Source organism: Saccharopolyspora pogona (assembly GCF_014697215.1).
Taxonomy (GTDB): Bacteria; Actinomycetota; Actinomycetes; order Mycobacteriales; family Pseudonocardiaceae; genus Saccharopolyspora; species Saccharopolyspora hattusasensis.
On the sequence record NZ_CP031142.1, the window covers coordinates 4,619,902 to 4,642,483 of the forward strand.

The 22,582-nt window shown below is 68.5% G+C and carries 21 protein-coding genes and 1 pseudogene; 6 read left to right on the plus strand and 16 right to left on the minus strand.

The features are described from left to right. Positions 1-6: 6 nt before the first annotated feature. On the minus strand, positions 7-1,242 hold the full coding sequence (locus DL519_RS21125) for an RNA-guided endonuclease InsQ/TnpB family protein (RefSeq protein ID WP_190817362.1): 1,236 nt from the start codon (positions 1,240-1,242) through the stop codon (positions 7-9). A gap of 70 nt (positions 1,243-1,312) precedes the next feature. Here DL519_RS21125 and tnpA point away from each other — a divergent pair. Next, positions 1,313-1,683 (plus strand): annotated as a pseudogene (gene tnpA / locus DL519_RS21130) (IS200/IS605 family transposase). 22 nt (positions 1,684-1,705) lie between these two features. On the opposite strand, the gene DL519_RS21135 reads toward tnpA, so the two are convergent. The 5 genes from DL519_RS21135 to DL519_RS46970 form a co-directional block, all read right to left on the minus strand. Next, on the minus strand, positions 1,706-2,746 hold the full coding sequence (locus DL519_RS21135) for an IS630 family transposase (RefSeq protein ID WP_190813440.1): 1,041 nt from the start codon (positions 2,744-2,746) through the stop codon (positions 1,706-1,708). Positions 2,747-2,970: 224 nt separating this feature from the next. Further along, positions 2,971-3,348, minus strand: a complete 378-nt coding sequence (locus DL519_RS21140; protein ID WP_223839348.1) for an MFS transporter — start codon at positions 3,346-3,348, stop codon at positions 2,971-2,973. A 125-nt stretch (positions 3,349-3,473) separates the two neighbouring features. Then, complete coding sequence (locus tag DL519_RS21145; protein WP_190817364.1) at positions 3,474-6,302, minus strand: vitamin B12-dependent ribonucleotide reductase; 2,829 nt, start codon at positions 6,300-6,302, stop codon at positions 3,474-3,476. A gap of 163 nt (positions 6,303-6,465) precedes the next feature. Further along, the gene (nrdR, locus tag DL519_RS21150) at positions 6,466-6,960 is read right to left on the minus strand and encodes a transcriptional regulator NrdR (protein ID WP_190817366.1); all 495 of its coding nucleotides are present in this window, start codon (positions 6,958-6,960) and stop codon (positions 6,466-6,468) included. A 370-nt stretch (positions 6,961-7,330) separates the two neighbouring features. Then, positions 7,331-7,795, minus strand: a complete 465-nt coding sequence (locus DL519_RS46970; protein ID WP_223839349.1) for a LysM peptidoglycan-binding domain-containing protein — start codon at positions 7,793-7,795, stop codon at positions 7,331-7,333. 212 nt (positions 7,796-8,007) lie between these two features. Here DL519_RS46970 and lexA point away from each other — a divergent pair, with 212 nt between their 5' ends. Further along, on the plus strand, positions 8,008-8,730 hold the full coding sequence (gene lexA / locus DL519_RS21160; protein WP_190817367.1) for a transcriptional repressor LexA: 723 nt from the start codon (positions 8,008-8,010) through the stop codon (positions 8,728-8,730). 277 nt (positions 8,731-9,007) lie between these two features. Here the strand turns inward: lexA and DL519_RS21165 are convergent, their stop codons facing one another. From DL519_RS21165 to DL519_RS21185, 5 genes are all read right to left on the minus strand, one after another. Then, on the minus strand, positions 9,008-10,066 hold the full coding sequence (locus DL519_RS21165; protein WP_190817370.1) for an NHL repeat-containing protein: 1,059 nt from the start codon (positions 10,064-10,066) through the stop codon (positions 9,008-9,010). Further along, complete coding sequence (gene hflX / locus DL519_RS21170) at positions 10,063-11,532, minus strand: GTPase HflX (RefSeq protein WP_397544964.1); 1,470 nt, start codon at positions 11,530-11,532, stop codon at positions 10,063-10,065. Before hflX ends, DL519_RS21165 begins: the two co-directional genes overlap by 4 nt. 92 nt (positions 11,533-11,624) lie before the next feature. Further along, a complete protein-coding gene (gene dapF, locus DL519_RS21175; protein WP_190817372.1) occupies positions 11,625-12,467 on the minus strand; it encodes a diaminopimelate epimerase in 843 nt (280 codons plus the stop codon). 103 nt (positions 12,468-12,570) lie between these two features. Further along, positions 12,571-13,482, minus strand: coding sequence for a tRNA (adenosine(37)-N6)-dimethylallyltransferase MiaA (miaA, locus tag DL519_RS21180; RefSeq protein WP_190817374.1), 912 nt, complete (start codon positions 13,480-13,482; stop codon positions 12,571-12,573). A 66-nt stretch (positions 13,483-13,548) separates the two neighbouring features. Beyond that, positions 13,549-13,875, minus strand: a complete 327-nt coding sequence (locus DL519_RS21185) for a hypothetical protein (protein WP_190817376.1) — start codon at positions 13,873-13,875, stop codon at positions 13,549-13,551. Positions 13,876-13,978: 103 nt separating this feature from the next. Here DL519_RS21185 and DL519_RS21190 point away from each other — a divergent pair, with 103 nt between their 5' ends. Further along, positions 13,979-15,181: an IS630 family transposase gene (locus DL519_RS21190; protein WP_223839351.1), complete on the plus strand. Its 1,203-nt coding sequence runs from the start codon at positions 13,979-13,981 to the stop codon at positions 15,179-15,181. A 322-nt stretch (positions 15,182-15,503) separates the two neighbouring features. Here the strand turns inward: DL519_RS21190 and DL519_RS21195 are convergent, their stop codons facing one another. Continuing rightward, entirely contained in the window at positions 15,504-16,208 is a 705-nt protein-coding gene (locus DL519_RS21195; RefSeq protein ID WP_190817378.1) for a class III extradiol ring-cleavage dioxygenase family protein, read from the minus strand. Between the two features lie 352 nt (positions 16,209-16,560). On the opposite strand from DL519_RS21195, the gene DL519_RS21200 reads away from it, so the two are divergent. Next, entirely contained in the window at positions 16,561-17,886 is a 1,326-nt protein-coding gene (locus DL519_RS21200) for a DUF349 domain-containing protein (protein ID WP_190817380.1), read from the plus strand. A 53-nt stretch (positions 17,887-17,939) separates the two neighbouring features. Here the strand turns inward: DL519_RS21200 and DL519_RS21205 are convergent, their stop codons facing one another. Genes DL519_RS21205 through miaB form a run of 4 tightly spaced genes read right to left on the minus strand, consistent with a single transcriptional unit; the run spans position 17,940 to position 20,650 of the window. Next, positions 17,940-18,557 (minus strand): tyrosine-protein phosphatase, encoded by a 618-nt coding sequence (locus DL519_RS21205; RefSeq protein ID WP_263399677.1) that lies wholly within the window; start codon positions 18,555-18,557, stop codon positions 17,940-17,942. Beyond that, a complete protein-coding gene (locus DL519_RS48840; RefSeq protein WP_263399678.1) occupies positions 18,530-18,655 on the minus strand; it encodes a tyrosine-protein phosphatase in 126 nt (41 codons plus the stop codon). Before DL519_RS48840 ends, DL519_RS21205 begins: the two co-directional genes overlap by 28 nt. Positions 18,656-18,710: 55 nt before the next feature. Beyond that, the gene (locus DL519_RS21210) at positions 18,711-19,187 is read right to left on the minus strand and encodes an Rv2732c family membrane protein (protein ID WP_223839353.1); all 477 of its coding nucleotides are present in this window, start codon (positions 19,185-19,187) and stop codon (positions 18,711-18,713) included. Continuing rightward, complete coding sequence (gene miaB, locus DL519_RS21215) at positions 19,175-20,650, minus strand: tRNA (N6-isopentenyl adenosine(37)-C2)-methylthiotransferase MiaB (RefSeq protein ID WP_223839355.1); 1,476 nt, start codon at positions 20,648-20,650, stop codon at positions 19,175-19,177. The genes DL519_RS21210 and miaB overlap by 13 nt, the downstream gene beginning before the upstream one ends. 243 nt (positions 20,651-20,893) lie before the next feature. Here miaB and DL519_RS21220 point away from each other — a divergent pair, with 243 nt between their 5' ends. Next, entirely contained in the window at positions 20,894-21,622 is a 729-nt protein-coding gene (locus DL519_RS21220; RefSeq protein ID WP_190824120.1) for an amino acid ABC transporter ATP-binding protein, read from the plus strand. A gap of 29 nt (positions 21,623-21,651) precedes the next feature. Next, positions 21,652-22,551, plus strand: coding sequence for a glutamate ABC transporter substrate-binding protein (locus DL519_RS21225; RefSeq protein WP_190817384.1), 900 nt, complete (start codon positions 21,652-21,654; stop codon positions 22,549-22,551). Positions 22,552-22,582: the final 31 nt, after the last annotated feature.

The following is a 22,582-nucleotide window of genomic DNA, read 5'->3' on the forward strand; positions in this document are numbered from 1 at the left end:
TCTGTCCTAGAAGACGGAGATTCCCTCCACGCTGCGTGTGGACCGCGCGGCGTCCGGGTGGGTTACCGCTTCCCTGCGCGCCGCCCGGACGAGTCCCGGTCTTACGTGCGCTCCACGGTCGTTTCCGTTGTCCGCCTGCCCGGCGGCCAACACGTTCTTCGCTGCGTTCACGTCCCGGTCGTGGTGACTGCCGCACGGGCAGTCCCACGATCGGACGGTGAGGGCCATCTTGTCGTTGGTGCGCCCGCAGGCCGAACACATCCGGGTGGACGGGAAGTACCGGTCCACCCGGCCGAACGTCCGCCCATACCGGGCGGCCTTGTACTCCACCATGCTGGTGAAGCCGGCCCACCCGGCGTCGTGCACCGACTTCGCCAGTCTCGTCCGGCCGAGACCGACGACGCACAGGTCCTCGACGTACACCGCTTGGTTCTCGCGGATGATGGTCGTGGACGGTTTGTGCTGCCAGTCCCGCCGGGTGTCGGCCACCCGTGCGTGAGCGCGAGCCACCTTGGTCACGGCCTTCTTGCGGTTGGCCGAGCCCTTCTGCTTGCGCGAGAGGTCCTGCTGCAACCGCTTGAGCTTGCGGGCCGCGCGGCGCAGGAACTTCGGGGCGGCGACCTTCGTGCCGTCCGACAGCACCGCGAAGTGGGTCAGGCCCAGGTCGATGCCCACCTCGGAGTCGACCGGCGGCAACGTTTCGTCCTCGCCTGTCTGTACGACGAACGATGCGAAGTACCGGCCCGCCGCGTCCTTGATGATCGCTACGGAAGACGGGTCCGAGGGTAGTTGCCGTGACCAGCGCACCTCCAGGTCGCCGACCTTCGGCAATCTGAGCCGTCCGTTGTCCAGCACCTTGAACCGGGAGTTTTTGGTGAACCGGATGGCCTGCTGGTTGTCCTTGCGGGACCGCAACCGCGGCGGGGCCACCTTGCGGCCCTTGCGCTTGCCCGTGATCGAGTGGAAGAAGTTGCGGTACGCGGTGTTCAGGTCCGCCAGGGCCTGCTGTAACACCACGGCGGAGACCTCGCCCAGCCACGCCCGTTCCGGCGTCAGCTTGGCTTCGGTGATCAACCGCTGGGACAACTCGCTGTCGGAGATGTACTTCTCGTGCGCGTCCCTGGCTTGCCGGCGCGGGCGCAGCCCGTCGTTGAACACCACCCGCGCGCACCCGAACGCCCGAGCCAACTCGATCTGCTGGCCCGGCGTCGGATACACGCGGTAGTTGAAACGGAGCTGCACGAGCGCACTGTACCATTGGTTTATGGCTGAATTCGAAGGCATTTGAACCGGCAGACACTGTGTTTTCGCGATGCACGTTCATTTGGTCTTCGTGACGAAGTTCCGGCACAAGGTGTTCGGCGACCGGCACCTGTCGAGGATGGAGCAGATCATGCTGGACGTGTGCCGGGACTTCGAGGCTGAGCTGGTCGAGTTCAACGGCGAGAACAACCACGTCCACCTGCTCGTCAACTACCCGCCCAAGGCCGCCATGGCCCGCCTGGTCAACTCCCCCAAGGGCGTGTCCTCCCGACGCCTGCGCCAGGAGTTCCCGACCTCGTACGCCACTACTACCGAGCCAACAAACTCTGGTCGGGCTCGTACTTCGCAGGCTCCGTCGGCAGGGCACCGCTGAGCGTCGTGAAGCAGTACATCGAACAGCAGAACCGTCCGACTTATTGATCCGGGTGGCAAATGTGTGATGTTAGGCGGCGTAGCGAACTTCGGGTTTGCCGAAGTAGGAGCGAACTCGGTCGGGCAGCTTCTGGAGCCGGTGGAGGAAGGAGCGGACCGCTTGTTTCAACTCGGCGCGGGTTTTGGGGGCTGTGCTGGTGGAAACGGTGCGTTTGAGGTCGGCATTGAGTAGCTCGTCGGGGTTGAGTTCGGGGCTGTATCCCGGCAGGAAGTGCATCGCGATCGCCTCAGCGTGCTTGGTGATCCATTGCTGGATAGTCTTGCGGCGGTGGACGGGGTGTCCGTCAACGATCAGGTGGACCTTGCGGTCCAGATGGCGGGTCAGCCGGTCCAGGAACGACAGGAACACCTTGCCGTTGAACGAGCCGGTGTAGACGGTGAAGTACAGCTCGCCTTTGTTCCCGATCGCGCACATCGCGTTCACGCTGAATCGTTTGCCCGTTTTGCCCACCGCCGGTGTCTGGCCCGCCGGTGCCCAGGTGCGGGCTACGGTGGCGTCGGAGCGGATCCCGGTCTGGTCCAGCCACAGGATCAGTGCGCCCTCGCGGCGGGCGCGGGCGGCGATGGCCAGGTAGTCCTCCTCCAGCCATCGGCGTACGGACTCGGGGTCCTGTTCGTAGGCCTTGCGGATCGGTTTCTGCGGCGACAATCCCCAGGAACGCAGGTAGTTGCCGACGGTGCGCAGGTTCAACACGATGCCGTGGCGCACCCGGATCAGCTCGGCCACTGTCTTGCGGGTCCACACCAGGCCGGTCAGCCCGAACGTGGCCGGGGTGTGCTCGGCCACCGCATACCGCAGCTTGCGCTGCCGGCGGGCACTCAACGCTTTCTGCTCGCCGGGCTTGCGACCCCGGCGACGCCCGGTGAGACCCTTCGAGCCACGTTTCCGCCACGCCTGCACCCATCTGGACACCGACTGCGGGGCCACCGCGAACACCCGGGCCGCCTCGACCTGACTCATCCCACCATGAACAGCAGCGACCACCCTGCGCCGCAAATCCTCCTGCGCCTCAGGCGACAACCTCCGCGCGTCCCGCACACCAGCGATCATGCCAGAACAACGAAGATCACACCTATAAGTTCCCGATCAATAAGGCACTGCTCGGGCCTTCACGGCCCTCCCAGCGCGAGCCTTCACCCCCCGCCCTGAAGGGCGGAGCACTGGCCCGCATTCCGGTAGCCGAAGGCGGAGAACATCGCGCCGATGATGAGCGTGCTGGTGGTCAGCACCAACCACAGCTTGGGCTTGCGGAAAGCCTCCAGTTCCTGCCGAAGTCACCGCCGCCGTCGGCGCGCTCCTGCCGCGGCACGCCGAGCGCGGTGCACAGCACCGCCATCACGGTAAGCACCGCGATGGCCCAGAATGCCGTGCCAGCCGAACCGCTCACCGACCAATGTGGACGGCAACATGCCAAGCAACATGCCCAGCATCAGCCCGTTCATCGTCACCGCGATGGCCCGGCCGCGCATTTCCGGGCGTGTCAGCTGTGCGCACAGCGAGATCGCGATTCCGAAGAACGCTTGTGAGGCCACGCCGGTCACGATGCGGGCGACCAGCATCGGCCCATATCCGGTGTCGGTCGCCGCCAGCGGGTTGCCGGCCTCGGCATCTACCGACTGTGCACAGTGGACGAAAGACTCCCACAGGTGCAAGACACGCAGTCTGAAAGTTCGAACCACGCGAAAGGGGAGCCGCCCGATGGCGACTCCCCTTTCAAGCTGCACGTAGTCCGGTTACGGGACCAGTGCTCGATGTTGCATCGGAAGCAACCCCGCTGTCAGCTGCAGCCGGAGGTGGAGCCGCAGCCCTCGCACAGGTAGCAGGAACCCGAGGGGCGCATCTTGGTGCCGCAGGTCATGCACAGCGGCGCGTCCGCGGCCTTGCCGAGGCGCAGTTCCAGCAGCTCGGTCGAGCTGCCTGCCCGCTGCTCCTCTGCCGTCGACTGCTCGGACTTCTTCGAGTAGTCCACAGTGGAACGCATCGTGTCCAGGTCGACGTCCGAGCTCTGCTCGGCCGGCACCACATCGGTGCCGTTGACCTGCGCCTCCCGCTCGTCGACGGTGAAGACGCCCAGCTGGGCACGCTTCTCGTAGGGCAGGTAGTCCAGCGCGAGTCGGCGGAACAAGTAGTCCAGCACGCTGCTGGCCATCCGGATATCCGGGTCATCGGTCATCCCGGCCGGTTCGAAGCGCAGGTTCTGGAACTTCGAGACGTAGAACTCCAGCGGGATCCCGTACTGCAGACCCACCGAGATCGACATTGAGAAGGCGTCCATGACACCGGCCAGCGTCGAACCCTGCTTGCCCAGCTTGACGAAGATCTCGCCCAGCCCGTCGTCCGGGTACGAACCGGCGTGCAGGTAGCCCTCCGCGCCACCGACAGTGAACGACACCGTCTGGCTCGGCCGTTTCTTCGGCAGGCGCTTGCGGACCGGGCGGTACTCGATCTGCTTCTCGACCGCCTTCTCCGACTCGCCCTTGTCGCCCTTGCCCGCCGACAGCGGCTGGCCGACCTTGCAGTTGTCGCGGTAGATCGCCAGCGCCTTCAGGCCCAGCTTCCAGCCCTCGAAGTAGAGCTGCTCGACTTCTTCGGCGGTCGCCGACTCTGGCATGTTCACCGTCTTGGAGATCGCGCCCGAGATGAACGGCTGCACCGCGGCCATCATCCGCACGTGGCCCATCGGCGCGATCGAGCGCTCGCCCATCGCGCAGTCGAAGACCTCGTAGTGCTCGTGCCGCAGGCCAGGCGCGTCGACCACGTGGCCGTTCTCGGCGATGTACTCGACGATCGCCTCGATCTGCTCTTCCTGGTAGCCCAGCGCCTGCAGCGCGCGCGGCACCGTCTGGTTGACGATCTGCATGGAGCCGCCGCCGACCAGCTTCTTGAACTTGACCAGCGCCAGGTCCGGCTCGATGCCGGTCGTGTCGCAGTCCATCATCAGGCCGATGGTCCCGGTCGGGGCCAGCACCGAAGCCTGCGCGTTGCGCCAGCCGTTGCGGGCACCGATCTCCAGGCCTTCCTGCCACACCTTCGTCGCCAGCTTGTGCACGGAGACGTCATTGCGGTGGTAGGTGCGGACCAGGTCGTTGGCCGCCGCGTGCTTGCGCATCACGCGCTGGTGGGCCTCGGCGTTGCGGGCGTACCCGTCGTACGGGCCGACCACGCCAGCCAGCTCCGCCGACCGCTTGTAGGCGGTACCGGTCATCAGCGAGGTGATCGCCGCCGCCAGCGCCCGGCCGCCGACGGAGTCGTAGGCGTGGCCGGTCGCCATCAGCAGTGCGCCCAGGTTGGCGTAGCCGATGCCCAGCTGCCGGAACTTCCGGGTGGTGTCGCCGATCGCCTCGGTCGGGAAGTCCGCGAAGCAGATCGAGATGTCCATCGCGGAGATGACAAACTCGACGGCCTTCTCGAACAGCTCGGCGTCGAAGGTCAGGTCATCGCGCAGGAACTTCAGCAGGTTCAGCGAGGCCAGGTTGCAGCTGGAGTTGTCCAGGTGCATGTACTCCGAGCACGGGTTGGACGCGGTGATCCGGCCCGACTCCGGCGAGGTGTGCCAGTCGTTGATCGTGTCGTCGTACTGGATGCCCGGGTCGGCGCACTCCCAGGCCGCCTTCGCCATCTTGCGGAACAGGTCGCGGGCCTGCACCGTGTCCAGCACCTCGCCGTTCATCCGGGCCCGCAGCCCGAACCGGCCGTCGCTCTCCACTGCGCGCATGAACTCGTCGGAGACGCGCACGGAGTTGTTGGCGTTCTGGTACTGCACCGAGTTGGAGTCGGCGCCGCCGAGGTCCATGTCGAAACCGGCGTCGCGCAGCGCGCGGATCTTGTGCTCCTCGCGCGCCTTGGTGTCGATGAACTCCTCGATGTCGGGGTGGTCGACGTCGAGCACCACCATCTTCGCCGCGCGGCGGGTCGCACCGCCGGACTTGATGGTGCCCGCGGACGCGTCGGCGCCGCGCATGAACGACACCGGACCGGACGCGGTGCCGCCGGAGGACAGCAGTTCCCGCGAGGAGCGGATGCGGGACAGGTTCAGCCCGGCCCCGGAACCGCCCTTGAAGATCAGGCCCTCTTCCTTGTACCAGTCGAGGATCGACTCCATCGTGTCGTCGACCGACAGGATGAAGCAGGCCGACACCTGCTGCCGGGAGCTGGTGCCGACGTTGAACCACACCGGCGAGTTGAAGCTGAACACCTGGTGCAGCAGCATCCAGGTCAGCTCGTGCTCGAATATCTCGGCGTCGGCATCGGTCGCGAAGTAGCCGTGCTCGACGCCCGCTGCGACGTAGGTCAGCACGACGCGATCGATAAGCTGCCGGAGGCTGCTCTCACGGGTGTCGCTGCCCACCGCGCCGCGGAAGTACTTGCTGGTGACGATGTTGACGGCGTTCAGCGACCAGAAGTCGGGGAACTCCACCCCGCGCTGTTCGAAGTTGACCGACCCGTCCCGCCAGTTGGTCATCACCACATCGCGGCGCTCCCACTTGACCTCGTCGTAGGGGTGCACCCCCTCCGTGGTGTAGACGCGCTGCACCCGGATGCCCTCGCGGGCACCTGCTTCCGGCTCCCCCGATGCGCCGGCCGGGCTACCGACGGTCTCTGTCATGACCTGACCCTCTTCCTTATCTTTCGCTCGTCGTGCTTCGTCTGCCCCGTCCGGTCTCCCCGTCCGGTTCGGTCGTGACTCAATGTTCAGCGACGCCCCTCCGTGGGCCGTCCGCTGACGTCTTGCGTTTCCGCCCCCGCGGCGGGGCGTGCGCCGACGCGGCTTACTCACGGCCGCTCTCCGCGTTCTGCTCCGCACCGGCCTGCGCGGCGCGCCGCGCCGCGCGGAGGCCGGCGATCTCCTTCTCGAAGTCCTCCACCGAGGAGTACGCCCGGTACACGCTCGCGAAGCGCAGGTAGGCGACCTCGTCCAGCTCCCGCAACGGTCCGAGGATGGCCAGCCCCACCTCGTGGCTGGGCAGCTCGGAAACCCCGAGGGACCGGACCGTGTCCTCCACCTGGTGCGCGAGCTGCTGCAGCGCGTCCTCTTCCACCGGACGCCCCTGGCAGGCACGGCGCACTCCGCGCACCACCTTCTCGCGGCTGAAGGGCTCGGTGACGCCGGAACGCTTGACCACCGAGAGCACGAGCTCCTCGATGGTCGTGAACCGCCGACCGCACGTCGAGCACGATCGCCTGCGCCGGATCGCCTGGCCTTCCTCGACCTCGCGCGAATCGACGACCCGGGAGTCCTCGCCGCGGCAGAACGGGCATCGCACCGGCCCTCACCCCCTTCCCCAGTTTGGTCGCGGTCGCCCTCCGGCAACCAGCTCCCAACTCACCGTCCGTATGTGCGTGAGCACCCTACAAGCCCAACCTGTGGACTAAATACACGGACGTAACTACTAGATGTTGTGGTCGACTCTAAACGGCGGCGTACCGCGAAGCAAACTCGACACACCCTTTCCGGCCCGGCCGGTCGCCACCGATCGGCCCAGCCGGCGAAAACACCGAGGTCGCCACCGAAACCACCGGACGCGAGCCGCCGGACGACCACCGGCCAGCCAGGATCGGCGCCGTCCCCCGCCGTCCGCCGCCGTCCGCCGTCGATCCACCGGCGATCCTCCCGGCCGAGCCGCGTCGCGCGAATCAGTCGCCGACCGGAACCCTCAGCAGCCGACCGGCCTCCACGGCGGTCGCATCCAACTCGTTGAGCTCGACGATCTTCGCGACCACGGCGCGCGGGTCGCGGCCCGGCGCCACCCGGTCCGCGATCCCCCACAAAGTGTCACCGGCATGCACTTCCACGACTGCGGTACCACCCGTCACCGGCGCGTCGCCGAGCCCGAAGAGCCCCACCAGCATGACAATGAGGAAAGTGAAGATCGCCACCGAGGCCAGGCAGAGCCACTCGCCCCGCCGACGAGCCCGGTCGCACGCGGCGACCAATCCCTCGGCGGATGCGCCGGGCGCGCGGAAGATGACGCGACCGGGAACGCGCTGGGCGCCGTCGCACGGCCGTGACACCGCGACCGCATCGCCCACCCGCCGCCGCTCGACGACCTCCCGCTCGGCAGGACGCGCTCGCCTCACCGCATCGATGAACGTGGTCATGATGCCTCCCACACCGAAAACCATGATCGAATAGATGTTCGATCGAACCTGCGTGCGATTGTGTACCACGAGCACACCACAGGGCGAGACTTGAGCCTGAAATTAACTCGAACAGGTGTTTGATCTCTGGGTTTCTCCCGTCTACTGTGGAAATCGGGCGGACCGAACTCCCCCGCGATAAGCACCGCAGTTCACACGGACAGGAGGCAGCGGTGGCGAGTAATGCGACCGGCTCGATCAAGGGCCGCGGACAGGACGTCAAGGACGACTCCCGTGCCGACGTGCACAACCTGCCCGGACAGGCCAGCGGGGCAGACGAGCTCAGCGACCGCCAGCTCAAGGTGCTGGAGGCCATTCGGAAGTGGATGCGCGAGCACGGCTATCCGCCCAGCGTTCGCGAGATCGGCGATGCCGTCGGGCTCACCTCGACGTCGTCGGTGGCCTACCAACTCCGCGTGCTGGAGCGGAAGGGCTACCTCCGCCGAGATCCGCACCGACCACGCACCGTCGGCGTGCTCGTCGGCGGCGAGCCGGACTCCCCGGAGCTGACCGGGCGGGCCAAGCCCGCCTACGTGCCGGTGGTGGGCAGGATCGCGGCCGGCGGCCCGATCCTGGCCGAGGAGTCCATCGAGGACGTCTTCCCGCTGCCGAAGGAGATCGTCGGCGACGGCACCCTCTTCCTGCTCAAGGTGGTCGGCGACTCGATGGTGGACCTCGCCATCACCGACGGCGACTGGGTGGCGGTTCGCCAGCAGCCCGATGCGGAGAACGGCGACGTCGTCGCCGCGATGATCGACGGCGAAGCGACCGTGAAGACTTTTAAGCGAACCGACGACCACGTGTGGCTGCTGCCGCACAACACTGCCTACGAGCCGATCCTCGGCGACGACGCAGCGATCTTGGGCAAGGTCGTCGCGGTGCTGCGGCGCCTCTGACCTTCGGGCAGCCGGCCTCGGCCGGGTCGTCCGACAACCGGACCTCCGCCGCCCTGCAGCGGGATGCCGACTCGTGCATCCCGTGCAGGCAGCGGAGCATCGGACGGTGACGTCTGATGAACACAGCCGCGCTTGCCCAAGTCGGTAGGCCTGGCGTATGCGGGGCTTGGCTCGCGCAGCGATGCGGATAGCGGAACTTCGGACATCGCTTCGCTTGGGGGTCCCGGCCGGTACACATCCGGGTCAAGGAGGTGACCTGCCCGAGTCTCGCGGCCGCTCAGCGAGTTCGGCAGCGCAGTCGACGGGCCACGAAGATGAGCAGTCCGGCCCCCGCGGCCGCGAGCAACAGATCTCGACCGGCGGACATCCCGGAGCCGGTCCGGTCCGTCGGTTGCGCTCGGTCAACGTCACCGCCCAGCGCCGGCTTAGCCGAGCCGTCGCCTTCGGCGTGCGCCCCGGTGGCTCGCGCTGCTGCCGCCACCCCGGGAATGCGCCGGACCGGCTGGTTGCCTTCGGACGCGGACAGCAGTGCGCCGTCCGGTTCCCACGCGATCGCCTCGCCTTGCTGCTCGTTCGGCAAGGAGATGCGAAACGGTTCGCGCTGGAATGCCGCAACCAGATCGCCGTCCGGAGCGTCGTACACGTACGCCTCGGTGTAGGTGCGGATTGCGACCGCCGTGCCGTCCTGGCTCACGGACCCGCCCGTCACCAGAACCGAGCCGAGCGAGCCGTTCAAGGGGCCGCCCGGTGTCTGGGTGGAACGCAGCGAGATCGAACCGACCCGCTCCAACGGCACAGTGCGATCCGCCGCCAATGGTCCGGCCGGACGGTAGATACCGGCCGAACCGAGCGGTTCCTTGGTGACGATGTGCGGCACGCCTACCCGGTCGAGCAGCAGGGCCTCCGCGTCGTGCGGCCCGTCCGGGTAGGCGAGGCGGTACAACGTCGCGCCGCCGCCTGACGACATCACGTACAGCGCGATGTCGTCCCGGCGGCGACGGTTGTCCCCCGTGTCGGCCAGCCAGAGCGATCCGTCGCGCCCCAACGCGAGGTCCTCGACGTCATAGGGGTCGTTCGACGCCGTCCGGATTCCGCGGATCGAGCAGTCGGCCGGATCCAGCACGAACACCCGCAGCGAGCTGCCGCCATCGCTGATGGCGTACCAGGCCGAGCCGTCCGACGCGAGACCGGACAACTCGGCGAGGCGCTTGTCGTCTACGCGGCATTTCTCGACCGGCGCGAGCGCCTGCTCCGCAGCGGTCTCGGGCGCCGTACCCGAGCCCACCCACAGCAGCAGTGCGGCCGCAGCCGCACCGCCCGCACCGGCAGTGCTCACCCCCCGGTTCCCGCGAACGGCTGGAGCGCACTGGCCAGGTCGGGCCGGACCTTGGCGCGGACCCGGGTGCCGTCAGGGGTGTGTTCCTCGTCGACCACTTCGCCTTCGGCGTGCACCCTCGCGACGAGTTCGCCGCGGGTGTAGGGCACCAGCGCGTCCACGAAGACGCCGGGCCGGGGCAGCCGGTCGGCGATGGCCTCGCGCAGCTCCTCGATGCCCTTGCCGCTGTGCGCGGAGACGAACACCGCGTCAGGCAGCAGCCGCCGAAGCTCGGCCATCCGGGTCGCATCGACCGAATCGATCTTGTTGACGACCAGCAGTTCCGGCGGCATCGCCGTCGTGTGATCCTCGGCGATCTCGTTCAGCACTTCGCGCACCGCGGCGACCTGTTCGTGCGGCGACGGTTCGGAGCCGTCGACGACGTGCACCAGCAGGTCCGCGCCGCTGACCTCTTCCAGCGTCGAGCGGAACGCCTCCACCAGCTGGTGTGGCAGGTGCCGGACGAAGCCGACCGTGTCGGTCAAGGTGTAGTTCCGGCCGTCCGGCGTGCTGGCCCGCCGCGTGGTCGGGTCCAGGGTGGCGAACAGCGCGTCAATCACCAGCACTCCGGCCCCGGTCAACGCGTTCAGCAGGCTGGACTTCCCGGCGTTGGTGTAGCCGGCGATGGCAACGCTGGGAACCGCGTTGGCCTCCCGCCGACCTCGCTTGGTGCCGCGCACCGTGCGCATCGCGGAAAGGTCCTTGCGGAGCCTGCTGATGCGCTTGTGGATGCGCCGCCGGTCTGTCTCCAGCTTGGTCTCGCCGGGACCACGGGTACCGACGCCGCCGTTGGCACCAGCACGGCCACCGGCCTGCCGGGACATCGTCTCGCCCCAACCGCGCAGGCGCGGCAGGAAGTACTGCAGCTGGGCGAGCTCGACTTGCGCCTTGCCCTCCTTGGACCGGGCGTGCTGGGCGAAGATGTCCAGGATCAGGGCGGTCCGGTCGACCACCTTGACCTTGAGCTTCTCCTCCAGTTGCCGCAGCTGACCGGGCGAGAGCTCACCGTCGCAGATGACGGTGTCCGCCCCGGTGGCGACGACGATGTCACGCAGCTCGCGGACCTTGCCGGAGCCGACGTAGGTGCCGGGGTCCGGGCGGTCGCGGCGCTGGATGATGCCTTCCAGCACCTCAGAGCCGGCGGTCTCGGCGAGCCTGGCGAGCTCCGTCAACGACGCGTCGGCGTGCGCGGCGTCGCCGTCGGTCCAGACCCCGACGAGCACCACGCGCTCGAGGCGGAGTTGGCGGTATTCGACCTCGGTGATGTCCGCGAGCTCGGTGGACAGACCGGCGATCCGCTGCAGCGACGCACGGTCTGCGAGCTCCATCTCGCCCGTGGACGGTTCCGCAGTGAAGATGGGTTCGTATTCGTCGGCTTCGACCGCATCGCGGTCGAGCTCGGCGGACCAGGTCAAAGAGTTTTTCATATCGAGGCCATTGTCCCACGGTCCGCGACCGATTTTCACGCCTCACGCCCGCCGTTACCCGTTTGCACTGGTGTGACGCGTGCCAGCGGCGGTTACGGCTGCTGCCACCAGGTGGGATCGAGGTTTCCGCGGGCCACCAGGACGGCGGGGCCGGTCAGGGTGGAGCTGGTCGCGGTGACCTCCACCTCGACGGTGCCGCCCGGGATGTGGACGACCCGGCGTCCGGTTTCCGCACCGGCGGCACGCAGCGCCGCGACCGTGGCGGCGACCGTGCCGGTGCCGCAGGAACGGGTTTCGCCGACGCCTCGCTCGTGCACGCGCATCTGCACGTGGTCACCTTCGAGCGGCCGGACGAACTCGACGTTCACGCCGTTCGGGAAGAGGTGTTGGTCGTGCGGCGGGGCGGTCTTGAGGTCTAGCTCGGCGAGGTCCACGTCGCTCACGCAGGCCAGGTGCGGGTTGCCGACATCGACGGCGACTCCGGCGAAGGCGTGCCCGGAGGCGCTCGTGGTGGACTCGCCGAAGACCTTTGCCGGGCCCATATCGACCGTGACCTGGCCGTCGTCGTGGGTTCGGACCCACCGGACGCCGGCGCGCGTGCCAACCGGTAGCTCGCCGGGTGCGGCCAGCCCGGCGTCGACCAGGTAGCGGGCGAACACCCGCACACCGTTGCCGCACATCTCGGCGATCGAGCCGTCGGCGTTGCGGTAGTCCATGAACCAAACATCGGCCGGCACGTCGGCCGGGGCATCCTCCAGCGCCCCGGCGCGGATGACCCGCAGCACGCCGTCTGCACCCAGCCCGCGGTGCAGGTCGCACAGCGCCTGCACCCGCTCGTCGGTGAGCTTCAGCGCGCCGTCCGGGTCGGGCAGGATGACGAAGTCGTTCTGGGTGCCGTGGCCCTTGATGAACTCGGGCCCTTGGGAGGAATGCACGCGCCCAGTCTACGTTCGCCGGGTCGCCGGTCTGGCGCGGCTCGACGCCGACCTGCGGCAAGCCGCGTTCGGGGCGTCGCCTCGGAGGAGAAGCGCTGGTTCCCTACTCGCCCAGCAGCGCGCGGACGTCTGATGCCAGCGTCGGGTCGGCGGCGTCGAACCAGTTGATCCGCGCGTCTCGGCGGAACCACGAGCGTTGCCGCCGGACGAAGCGGCGGGTGAGCTTCGCGGTCTCGGCCGCGGCGGCGGCCATGTCGCCCGCGGCGTCGAGCTCGGCGAGCACCTGCTGGTAGCCCAGCGCGCGGCTGGCGGTGCGGCCGCACCGGAGCCCGGCCTTCTCCAGCCTCCGGACCTCGTCGACCAGCCCGGCGTCGAACATCCGGGTCACCCGGCGATCCACCCGGTCGTCGAGGTCCTCGACCGGCCGGTCCAGGCCGATCAGCACCGCTCCGTAGCGGGGTGGTCCGGGCTTGGGCAGGTTCGCCGAAAACGGCCGCCCGGTGATCTCGATGACCTCCAGCGCCCGGACGATGCGGCGACCGTTGCTGGCCAGGATGGCTTCCGCGGCCGCCGGGTCGAGCTCCTTCAGCCGCCGGTGCAGCTCGGCCGGGCCTACCCGCACCAGCTCCTGCTCGTACTTGTCCCGCACCTGCGCATCGGTGCCGGGGAAGAACAGGTCGTCGACGACGGCCTGCACGTAGAGGCCGGAGCCGCCCACCAGCACCGGGGTCCGGCCCCGGGTGAGGACGTCTTCGACGGCGTCGCGTGCCTGCTGCTGGTAGGCCGCCACGGAGGCGGTTTCCGTGACGTCGAGGACGTCCAGCAGGTGGTGCGGAATGCCGCGGCGTTGCGCGACGGAGAGCTTGGCCGTGCCGATGTCCATCCCTCGGTAGAGCTGCATGGCGTCGGCGTTGATCACCTCGCCGTCGAAGGCCGAGGCGAGCTCGATGCCGAGGTCCGACTTGCCGGTGGCGGTGGGACCGACGATCGCCACCAGATGCGGGAAGGACTGCACCCCTCGACCTTAGTGGTCGCCGCCGGAAGTTTTTCGGGGGTTGACGGCCTGTGGGTCTTGTGCGGGTCAGATGTCGGGTGTTGTGAGGTAGAGACCGGCTGCGCAATCGAGGGCTTCTTCCGGCCTGCCTACGGGGAGGCCGCTGGGCAGGATCTGGTCTTCGTACTTCCCGGAACTGGCCAGGTACAGCGCGAAGCCCCATTGGCTGGCCGAGCCTGTGTACCTCAGTCGTATCAGCGGCCAGACCTCGCCGTCTGTCAGTTCGCCCTCGACGTAGGCGAACTGGCCGCGGTAGCGAAACCGCAGGTCGGCCACCCGGGGCCAGTGGGTTCTTGCATGAGCACGCAGCCGTTGACGCAACGAGATCTTGGTCGATTCCGGCGGGGTAGGCATGATGGTGATGCTGCCAGACCAGCAGGCCGACGCGAACCGTGATCATCGTATGGCAGGGTGCGCGAACCCTGGTTGTCGATCATGGATTGGGGTCGCCCCCGTCATGCCTGGCATGTCTGCCACCCCGGTGATTCTCACCGCAGCTCAGCGGCGTGTGTTGAAACGACGCGCCTACGGTCACAAGACACCGCATCGGGACAAGGTCCGCGCCCAGATCGTGTTGCTGGCCGGGCGTGGCTACGCCAACAACCGCATCGCCGCTCGGGTGGGCGTGCACCTGGACACGGTGCGCTGCTGGCGGGACCGGTTCGCCGCCGACGGCGTGGACGGGCTCCGGGATAAGAAGCGCAGTGGCCGGCCACCGCGCTTCACCCCCGTGCAGGTCGCCGAGCTCAAGGCTCTGGCCTGCCAGCTACCGGCCGAGACCGCAACGCCGCTGTCCCGGTGGTCGTGCCCGGAACTCGCCCGTGAAGCCGTGACCCGTGGCGTGGTCACAGCGATCTCCCCCTCGACCGTACGTCGCTGGCTGGCCGCTGACGCGCTCAAACCCTGGCAGTATCGGTCCTGGATCTCCGTGCGCGACCCGCACTTCGCCACTCGGGCCGCCCGGGTGCTGGACCTCTACACCGGCATATGGGACGGCGAACCGTTGACCGGCAACGAGTTCGTGATCTCTTCTGACGAGAAGACCTCGATCCAGGCCCGCTGCCGCTGCCATCCCACGCTCCCGCCGGGCAAGGCCCGAATGATGCGCGTCGAGCACGAGTACACCCGGGGCGGAGCGCTTGCCTACCTGGCCGCCTACGACGTGCACCACGCCCGGGTGTTCGGCCGTTGCGAGCCCGCCACCGGCATCGTCCCGTTCATGGCGCTAGTCGAGCAGGTCATGACCACCCAGCCCTACGCCTCGGCCAAGCGGGTGTTCTGGGTCGTGGACAACGGCTCCTCCCACCGCGGCCAAGCCGCGATCGACCGATTGGCCAAACGATTCCCCAACGCGGTCATGGTGCACACCCCGACTCACGCCTCCTGGCTGAACCAGATCGAGGTCTTCTTCTCGATCGTGCAACGCAAAGTCGTGTCTCCCAACGACTTCACCGACCTAGCCGAAGTTGAGCAACGCCTGCTGTCTTTCCAGAACCGCTACAACGCCACCGCCACGCCGTTCCGCTGGAAGTTCACCACCAACGACCTGCATGACCTGCTCGCCCGCATCGACACCCACGACACCCACGACACCCACGACACCGCCGACACCGCCGACACCGCCGACCACACACCCGATACCACCCCGAAGGCCGCATGATCAAGACCCGAAGCACTTACGGGCGAGACCACTTAGAAGCGCGTGCCGGGCGCGCAGCACAGCGGTCCGCCCGGCATTTCTGCTGGCCAGGGGCCGCGAGTGGGTTAGGGCGCTGTAGAAGCTGTATTGGAGGATCGTCCGGGGTGCGGTAGGGCGGGCTTTTGAAGCGGCGCTGCCGCTCAGCCCGCCCTCGCAACGTATCGCCGCGGGTTCTCAGACGTCGTCCGGTGAGGACAGCCCCGAAGCCGCGTACTGGTCATGCACAAGTCGGGAGGCCCGCAGATCCGCAGGGGCTGCTGCCACCACACTCGGAAACACCTGTTCAGGCTGTGCGGGTCCAGGTCGCCACATGGTAGGTGACCCCGAACGGGGTGGCCGAGTACAGCAGTTCGCCGCGCCAGGTCCCGCCGGTGGCCTCAACGACTCCGGGCAGGACCTGGAGCGCGGCCCGGCCCGCGACGCCGAGCTCCGCGCACGGTTCCGGTTCCAGCGCAAACAGCGCTGCCGTGTCGACGTCGACCAGCGCGGTGCGGATCTGCTCGTCGACCGGCTTGGCCCGCTCGTCCGGCGAGTACGGCGAGCGCTCGTCGGAGCGGTTGGTGCCATCGGCGAGCACCAGGAGACCGACATCGCCGGCAGCCAGCTCCGCGCCGAGCCGCTGGCAATCCCCGGCCGGCGTGTCCGGCGCCAACAGGTGCGTCGTGACCGCCAGCGCCCCTGCTTGCTCGCGAAGGAGTCCGGCGATCAACGCAGGTAGCGGCAGCTCCGGATCAGGGGTGCCGGCGCCACCGAGCGTCACCGGGAAGTCGACGCCGAAGCCCGCGAAAGTGCCCGCTGTGTCCGGTCCGAGCACCTGCGGCCCTGATTGATCTACGCCGACAGCCACCCATTCGGCGGCAGAGTCAGTCAGACTAGACACGGCGCGCAGACAGGCGCCCCGCAAGCGAGCGGTTTCCGGGTCGGCCCGCACGGTCAACGCGGGAACCAGCAACGGCGGGTAAGGCACCACAGCGATACGGGTGATCACACCTGTGCACGGTAGAGGTCACGGGCGAGTTGGCTAGAGCAGGGAGCCGCAACCGGCGGCCGGAGGCTGAGGCGGGTTTCCGCCCCCTACCCGCTGCGGCCGAACGGGTGCCTGATGACAATGAAGCCGTGCAGGTCACAAGTTCGATCCGGGCACCACGTCGCGGTGCGCGCCGACTCCCCGGCGCATCGGTTCCGCAACGGAGTACCGATTCGCGCCCTGACCTGTTTGAATGCGCCAGCGGAGGCCGGACCACCGAACGGTTCGGGTCGACGCTTGCTGGGCCCCGCCGATGCGGGGCGCCCGTGCCGGACACGGGCATCAGAGCGGGCACGCAAGGAGGAAGCCGGCTATGACGCACCAGGACACGACCCCCGAGGCAGTCGCCAACAAGGCAGCCGCGGACTCGACCACCAGCACCACCGGGTCACCCACGGCTGCGCCCGCGGTACCGACCGCTTCCGCCGACCCTGCCAAGTGGGGGCGGGTGGACACCGACGGCACGGTGTACGTCCGCACCCCCGAAGGGGAGCGGGCGATCGGTTCCTGGCAGGCCGGTGATGCCGCCGAGGGCCTGGCCCTCTACGCGCGGAAGTTTGACGACGTGCTCACCGAGGTCGAGCTGTTGGAAACCCGGTTGAGCACCCACGCCGGTGAGCCGAAGCACACCTTGACCAGTGCGAAGCACCTGCGCGACTCGCTGGCCGAAGCCGCCGTGATCGGCGACCTGGCGGCGTTGACCGCCCGGATCGAGCACCTGGTGGTGCAGGCCGAGCAGGCCGTCGAGGGCGCCAAGCACGAGAAGGAACGCGCCCGGGCGGACGCCGTCGCCCGCAAGGAAGCGCTGGTCGCCGAGGCCGAGCAGATCGCCGCCGAGGCCACGCACTGGAAGAACGCCGGCGACCGGCTGCGCGAGATCCTCGACGAGTGGAAGAAGGTCCGCGGCGTCGACCGCAAGACCGACGAGCAGTTGTGGCGCCGGTTCTCCAAGGCGCGGGACGCCTTCGGCCGCCGCCGGGGCTCGCACTTCGCCGAGCTCGACCGGCAGCGCGCGGCGTCCAAGGCGCACAAGCAAGAGCTGGTCGAGGAAGCGGAGTCGCTGACCGAGTCCACCGACTGGGGCGAAACCGCGAACCGCTACAAGCAGCTGATGACGGAGTGGAAGGCCGCCGGCCGCGCCCCGAAGGACAGCGACGAGCTGCTGTGGCAGCGCTTCCGCGCCGCGCAGGACCGGTTCTTCAGCCGCCGGTCGGAGGCGTTCTCCGAGCGCGACGCCGAGTTCGCCGCGAACGCCAAGCTGAAGGAGGAGCTGCTCGTCGAGGCCGAGCAGATCGACCCGTCCGCCGACCTCAAGGCCGCGCAGGCCCACCTGCAGCGGATCCAGGAGCGGTGGGACGAGATCGGCAAGGCGCCGCGGGAGCGGATGCGGGAGCTGGAGGGCAAGCTGCGCACGGTCGCCGACCGGGTGCGGTCGGCCGCCGACGCGCAGTGGCGGCGCACCGACCCGGAGGCGCAGGCCCGGGTCGACCAGTTCCGCGACCGGGTGGAGCAGTTCGACGCGCAGGCCGAGAAGGCCCGCGTGGCGGGCGACGAACGCCGTGCGAAGCAGGCGGAGGAGCAGGCCGCCCAGTGGCGTGAGTGGCTGACGGCTGCGGAGCAGGCGATCGCCAGCCGCTGACGGGGTTGCGACACCGGAGGCCCGCCTGCGCGTCCGGCGCACCGAACTCGCCGTCAGGCGAGCAACCTCGCCCGGAGGGCGGCGAGGTCGTGGTCGGTGCAGCCACCGGAGCGCAGGTGGGCCGCTGCGTGGAACGAGTCGAGGGCCGCCGACAGCGCCTCGACCCTGGTGGTGCTGTGCTGGGCGAGTGCCTCGTCGATCAGCGGTTCCTGGTCTGGCCAGCCGAGCCTGTCGAACAGCGGTCGGAGCCGGTCGTGGCTGAGCTCGTGGTCGGCGATGATCTCGTCGGCCGCCACCCCGGCGAAGGCGAGCAGCACCAGTGCGATGATCCCGGTCCGGTCGCGGCCGGCGCTGCAGTGCACGAGCACCCCGCCGGGTTCGGCGTGCGCGATCGCGGTGACGACTTTGGCGGTGCGATCCGGGAAGCGGTCGAGGAACGGCTTGCAGTAGAGCGGCGTGCCGTGCAGCCGCTTGCCCCAGTAGCCCCAGAACTCGGCGTCGTCGACGGGGTTCAGCGGCAGCCGCAAGGCGGTCAGCTCAGGTGGGCGCGCCGATTGTGCGGGCAGCGCGCCGCTGCCTTCTTCGGTCAGGTCGATGACGGTGCGGATGCCGTGCTCCCAGACCTGCCCCCACCCCGATTCGGTCAGGAACGCCGGGCTCGCGGACCGCACGACAGCACCCCGGCGCGGACCCGGCGGCCGTCCGCAGCGGGCAGCCCACCCAGGTCGCGCACGTTGTAGCCGCCGTCCCACTGGAGATCACGTGACATACCGGTGAGACGCCCGCGAAGGTGATCGGGTTGCACTGGCCGGGCGAACCAGAGGTCAGGAACGGGACCAGACGATCCGCATCCACTGCACGGCCAGCACGGCCATGCACGCCACCGCGAGCAGCAGGCCGATCGACGGGCCCTCCGCGCCGCTCGTCTGGCGCGACCAGATCGCGATCACGCCCTCGAACGTCACCACCACACCGGCGAGCCCGGCCAGGAACGCGAAGATCCAACGCCGGGTGATCAGCGCCAGGGCGCCCAGGCCGATCCCCACGATCGTCGAGTTGATCGCGAACAACCGCGGCAGCAGGCCGATCTTGAGCGCCGGGTCGGCCTGCCCCATCAGCACCTCCCACCCCGCGGCACCGCGGACCCACGGCAGCAGCGAGCACAGGACGAGCACGAGCATCACCGATGCGATCACCAGCGCGCGCTTGCCGGGGTCGATGCGACGCAGCGCCTCACGTTCCGACCCGGTCAGCGCGCGGCGCGACCCGTCCGAACCTTCCGCCTTGCTCAACACGCACATCCCTGCTGCTCGGCGGGCTGCTGCGGCGGGGTTCCGAACGACGGCAGCCCGAGGCTGACTCCGGAGGTCTTGGGCCGCACGCCCTCTGCCCAGTGATCACCGGCGGTGGTGCGGCGGTGGCCGGTGATGTCCGTGTCGGCGACCAGGTGGTGCGGCGCGGCACGCGTGATCGTGGTGCGCACGACGTCGCCGGGACGGATCTCGCCGTCGGTGGCACCGGTCGGGGCGAAGTGCACCAGCCGCCCGTCGCGGGCCCGGCCCGATAGCCGGTGCGTCTCGGCGTCCTTGCGGCCCTCCCCCTCGGCGACCAGCAGTTCCACCGGGCGGCCGACCAGCTTCTTGCTCTCCTCCCAGGAGATCTCGTTCTGCAGCGCGACCAGTCGGTCGTAGCGCTGCTGCACGACCTCCTTGGGCAGCTGGTCGGGCATCTCGGCCGCGGGCGTGCCGGGCCGCTTGGAGTACTGGAAGGTGAACGCACTGGAGAATCGCGCCTGCCGCACGACCTCCAGCGTCTGCTCGAAGTCCTCCTCGGTCTCGCCGGGGAAGCCGACGATGATGTCGGTGGTGATCGCCGCGTCCGGCATCGCCTCGCGCACGTTGCGCACGATGTTCAGGTACCGCTCGGAGCGGTAGGAGCGGCGCATCGCCTTGAGGACCCGGTCCGAACCGGACTGCAGCGGCATGTGCAGTTGCGGGCAGACGTTCGGCGTCTCGGCCATCGCCTCAATCACGTCGTCGGTGAAGTCGCGCGGGTGCGGCGAGGTGAAGCGGACCCGCTCCAGCCCCTCGATCTCCCCGCAGGAGCGCAGCAGCTTCCCGAACGCGAAGCGGTCCCCGAACTCGACGCCGTAGGCGTTGACGTTCTGCCCCAGCAGCGTCACTTCGAGCACGCCTTCGGACACCAGCGCCTGCACCTCGGCGAGGATCTCGCCGGGGCGGCGGTCCTTCTCCTTGCCGCGTAGCGCGGGCACGATGCAGAACGTGCAGGTGTTGTTGCAGCCGACCGAGACCGACACCCAGCCCGAGTAGGCCGACTCGCGGCGCGCGGGCAGGGTGGACGGGAAGACGTCCAGCGATTCGAGGATCTCGATCTCGGCCTCGTGGTTGTGCAGGGCGCGCTCCAGCAGGGCCGGCAGCGAACCGAGGTTGTGCGTGCCGAACACGACGTCCACCCAGGGGGCCCGCTTGACGATCGTGTCGCGGTCCTTCTGGGCCAAGCAGCCGCCGACCGCGATCTGCATGTTCGGGTTGCGGTCCTTGGCCGGCCGCATGTGCCCGAGGGTGCCGTAGAGGCGGTTGTCGGCGTTCTCCCGGACCGCGCAGGTGTTGAACACGACCACGTCGGCGGCGTCGGACTCCGCGCGCACGTACCCGGCGTCTTCCAGCATGCCTGCCAGCCGCTCGGAGTCGTGCACGTTCATCTGGCAGCCGAAAGTTCGGATCTCGTACGTCCTCGTGCTCACCGTTCCACGGTAGCGCCTGGTCAGATCGCGGATTCACCCGCCCGGGAGGGTACGCGGCGGCCGGCGACGTGCGTCGAACCGGAGGTTTCGGACCGGCTTCGCGACTGCGGAGCGTAACCAACTTGCAATCAGCGTTATCCGCAGCTGACTGGACTATCCCCCATCGGGGGCTTAAATTTCGGCCATCGAATCCACTTGACGCGTTCAGGAGAAGGAATGACCGCAGCTCCCACGGACGTCCCGATGATCCGGATGTCCGCGGTCGACAAGTACTTCGGCTCCTTGCACGTGCTGCGGGAAATCGATCTCGAGGTCCCCAAGGGCCAGGTCGTCGTGGTCCTCGGGCCGTCGGGTTCCGGCAAGTCGACGTTGTGCCGGGCGATCAACCGCCTGGAGCCGATCAACTCCGGCCGCATCGAGGTCGATGGGGTGCCACTGCCCGCCGAGGGCCGCGCGCTGGCCGAACTGCGCGCTGACGTCGGCATGGTGTTCCAGCAGTTCAACTTGTTCGCGCACAAGACGATCCTGGAGAACGTGACGCTGGGCCCGATCAAGGTCCGCAAGCAGAGCCGGGACAAAGCTCGGGACAACGCGCTGCAACTGCTGGAACGGGTCGGCATCGCGAACCAGGCCGAGAAGTACCCGGCGCAGCTCTCCGGCGGGCAGCAGCAGCGAGCCGCGATCGCCCGCGCGCTGGCGATGAAGCCAAAGGTGATGCTGTTCGACGAGCCGACTTCGGCGCTGGACCCCGAGATGGTCAACGAGGTCCTGGAGGTCATGACCGATCTCGCTGCCGAGGGCATGACGATGCTGGTGGTCACACACGAGATGGGCTTCGCGCGCCGTGCTGCGCACCGCGTGCTCTTCATGGCCGACGGTGAGGTGGTCGAGGACGCCGCACCGGAGAAGTTCTTCAGCACGCCGAAGAGCGGCCGCGCCAAGGATTTCCTGGGCAAGATCCTCACCCACTGACCCACTTCAGAGAGAGGCAGCGAGACGAAATGCGAGCCAAGAAATTGCGGTTGGTGACGGTGCTGGCCGCATCGCTGGCACTGGCGCTGACCGGCTGTGGACGTGAGGGTGGTCCCAGCGGCGGCGAACCGCAAGTCCAGCAGAACGTCGCCCAGAACGTCCAGGTCCAAGGCTCACCGACGTTCGACCGGATGAAGCAGAAGGGCCGTGTGACGATCGGTGTCAAGGAGGACCAGCCCGGGCTCGGTTTCCGCGACCCGGTCACCAACCAGTACTCCGGCTTCGACATCGAGATCGCCAGGCTGATCGCCGCGCAGCTCGGGTTCGACCCGAACACCCAGATCGACTACAAGCCGATCCCGTCCACCGCGCGTGAGCAGGCGATCTCGACCGGCGAAGTGGACTACTACGTCGGCACCTACACGATCAACGACAAGCGCAAGGAACAGATCAGCTTCGCCGGGCCGTACTTCATGGCCGGGCAGGACCTCCTCGTCCGCGCGGACAACACCGACATCACCGGCAAGGACTCGCTCAAGGGCAAGAAGGTCTGCTCGGCGACCGGGTCGACCCCGATCCAGCGGGTCAAGCAGGACCAGCTCACCGAGCCGCAGAACATCGTCGAGTTCCAGCGCTACTCGGAGTGCGTGCAACAGCTGCTTGACCGCCAGATCGACGCCGTCACCACGGACGACGCCATCCTCAAGGGCTACGCCGCGCAGGACCCGGACAAGCTGAAGGTCGTCGGCAAGACGTTCTCCGAGGAGCCGTACGGGGTCGGCCTCGCGCACGACGACACGGCGCTGCGCAACAAGATCAACGACGTCCTGGAGCAATCTGCGACCAACGGCGAGTGGAAGCGCGTCTACGACGCCACCCTCGGCAAGTCCGGAACGTCCGCCGAGCCCCCCAAGGTGGACCGCTACTGATCCCGTCATCGGATGCCCAGGGCCGCAGCGC